Source organism: Caulobacter sp. P1_B12_2, assembly GCF_056406675.1.
On sequence record NZ_JBFTZS010000546.1, the window covers coordinates 1 to 2,736 of the forward strand.

The window sequence follows — 2,736 nt, forward strand, 5'->3', positions numbered from 1 at the left end:
GTCGTGGGTCATCACGTGGATGACCTTGGCCCCCATCAGGGCGCCCAGGCGGATGGCCGGGCGGCTGTAGTCGGCGAAGGCCAGGAAGGTGCCCGAATAGGGAATGACGCCGCCGTGCAGGGCCATGCCGTTCATGGCCGCCGCCATGCCGAACTCGCGCACGCCGTAGTGGACGTAGCGGCCGGCGTAGTCGGGGGCGTCGAACGGCTTCATGCCCTTGACGAAGGTGTTGTTCGAGCCGGTCAGGTCGGCCGAGCCGCCGACCATGTCGGTGATGGTCGGGATCAGCTGGTCCAGGGCCGCGCCGGAGTGGACGCGCGTGGCGTTGCCCGGCTTGGTCTTGGCGGCTTCGGCGATGTGGGCGTCCAGCGCCTTGAAGGCGTCGGCCGGCAGTTGGCCCTTCATGGCGCGGGTGAAGTCGTCGGCCAGCGGCGAGGCCTTGAGCGTCGCTTCCCAGGCCTTGCGGACGCGGGCGCCGCGACGGCCGACGGCCTTCCAGGCCTTGGCGATGTCGTCCGGCACCGTGAACGGCTGGGCGTCCCAGCCCATGGCCAGGCGCGCGTCGCGGATCTGGTCGTCGAACAGGGTGTAGCCGTGGCTGTGGGGGTCGCCTTCCTTGGGACCCGCGCCCTTGGAGATCAGGGTCTTGCAGGCGATCAGGGTCGGGCGGTCCTGCTTGGTCGCCCAGCGCAGGGCGGCGGCGATCTTGCCGTGGTCGTGGCCGTCGACGGCCTTGACCGCCCAGCCGGCGGCCTTGAAGCGGGCCAGCTGGTCGCCGGTCTCGGCGATCGTGGCCTCACCGTCGATGGTGGTGTTGTTGTCGTCGAACAGCACGGTCAGCTTGTTGAGCTTCAGGCGGCCGGCCAGGCTGATCGCCTCGTGGCTGACGCCCTCCATCAGGCAGCCGTCACCGGCGATCACCCAGGTGCGATGGTCCACGACGTCCGTGCCGAAGCGCGCGGCCAGGTGAGCCTCGGCCATGGCCATGCCGACGGCGGTGGCCAGGCCCTGGCCCAGCGGACCGGTGGTGGTCTCGACGCCCGGGGTGTGGTGCACCTCGGGGTGGCCGGGGGTCAGCGAACCCCACTGACGGAAGTTCTCGATCTCCTTCATCGTCACGGCCTTGAAGCCGGTCAGATGCAGCAGGGAATAGAGCAGCATTGAGCCGTGGCCGGCCGACAGCACGAAGCGGTCGCGATCGGCCCAGTCGGGCTTGGAGGCGTCGAACTTCAGGAACTTACCCCACAGCACGGTCGACACGTCGGCCATGCCCATCGGCATGCCCTGGTGTCCGGACTTGGCCTTGTGGACCGCGTCCATCGAGAGGACGCGGATCGCGTCGGCCATCTTGATGGGCGAAACAGGCATGGGAGTTCCGTTTTGTTGTTGTTTTGCGGGTCTGCGCGAGGCCGCGAGTCGCACGATGACCCCCCGGGGTCAACCCGCCAGCCGGTCGGCGAGCCCTACCGGTCGTGTCGCGTGGGCGCTATGCAACAACGTCCGCAGGCGTTATAGCTGGAAGCGGACTTATGCTCATTTTTAGCATAACCTCGAAAGGCCGGGTCTCTTGAGTTCTCCGTCGTTCTTCTCGCCTTACCGTCACGGCTTCGTCCGGGTCGCCACGGCCGTTCCCAAGGTCAAGCTGGCAGACCCGGCGATCAACGCCCAGAGCACGCTGGCCCTGGTGCGCGAGGCCCACGAGGCCGGGGTCGCGGTGCTGGTGCTGCCCGAGCTGGGCCTGACCGGCTACACGATCGACGATCTGCTGCAACAGGACGCCCTGCTCGACGCCGTCGAGACCGCGATCGCCACCCTGGCCCAGGAGAGCAAGGCCCTCTCGCCGCTGTTCGTGGTCGGCGCGCCGCTGCGCGACAACGGCCGGCTCTACAACACCGCCGTCGCCATCCAGGGCGGCCGGGTGCGGGCGGTGGTCCCCAAGAGCTTCCTGCCCAACTATCGCGAGTTCTACGAGCGTCGCTGGTTCACGCCGGGGTCGGGCGTGGTCGGCCGCACGCTTGACCTGGCCGGCCAGGCCGTACCGTTCGGCACCGACATCCTGCTGCGCAATCTCCCTGGTTCTGGGGGAGACGCGGCCTTCACCGTCGGGATCGAGATCTGCGAGGACGTCTGGACCCCGACGCCGCCCAGCACCGCCCAAGCCATGGCCGGGGCCGAGATCCTGCTGAACCTGTCGGCCAGCAACATCACCATCGGCAAGTCCGAGACCCGCCGCCTGTTGTGCGCCAGCCAGTCGGCGCGGGCCGTCGCCGCCTATGTCTATTCCGCGGCCGGGGCGGGCGAGAGCTCGACGGACCTGGCCTGGGACGGCCATGTCGACATCCACGAGATGGGAAACCTGCTGGCCCAGAGCCCGCGGTTCTCGACCGGGCCGGTGATGGCCATGGCCGACGTCGACGTGGCGCGGCTGCGCCAGGAACGCATGCGGGTGGGCAGTTTCGGCGACGCCATGGCCCTGAACCCGCCGCAGACGCCGTTCCGGATCGTCCCGCTCGACTTCACGCCGCCGGCCGGCGACCTGGCCCTGAAGCGGCCGATCGAGCGCTTCCCGTTCACCCCGTCCGACCCCGCCAAGCTGGCCGAGAACTGCTACGAGGCCTACAACATCCAGGTCCAGGGCCTGGCGCGCCGCGTCGAGGCGACGGGCTCCAAGAGCCTGGTGATCGGGGTTTCCGGCGGGCTGGACTCGACCCACGCCCTGATCGTCGCGGCCAAGGC

The 2,736-nt window shown here is 69.2% G+C and carries 2 protein-coding genes; one reads left to right on the top strand and one right to left on the bottom strand.

Annotation, left to right across the window (positions count from 1 at the left end; genetic code table 11):
• Nucleotides 1-1,368, bottom strand: a 1,368-nt coding sequence (locus tag AC1DZ6_RS23010) for a transketolase family protein (RefSeq protein ID WP_477099434.1), incomplete at its 3' end; no start/stop codon positions are given.
• 199 nt (nucleotides 1,369-1,567) lie between these two features.
• Here AC1DZ6_RS23010 and AC1DZ6_RS23015 point away from each other — a divergent pair.
• Nucleotides 1,568-2,736, top strand: a 1,169-nt coding sequence (locus tag AC1DZ6_RS23015; RefSeq protein WP_477099435.1) for an NAD(+) synthase, incomplete at its 3' end; no start/stop codon positions are given.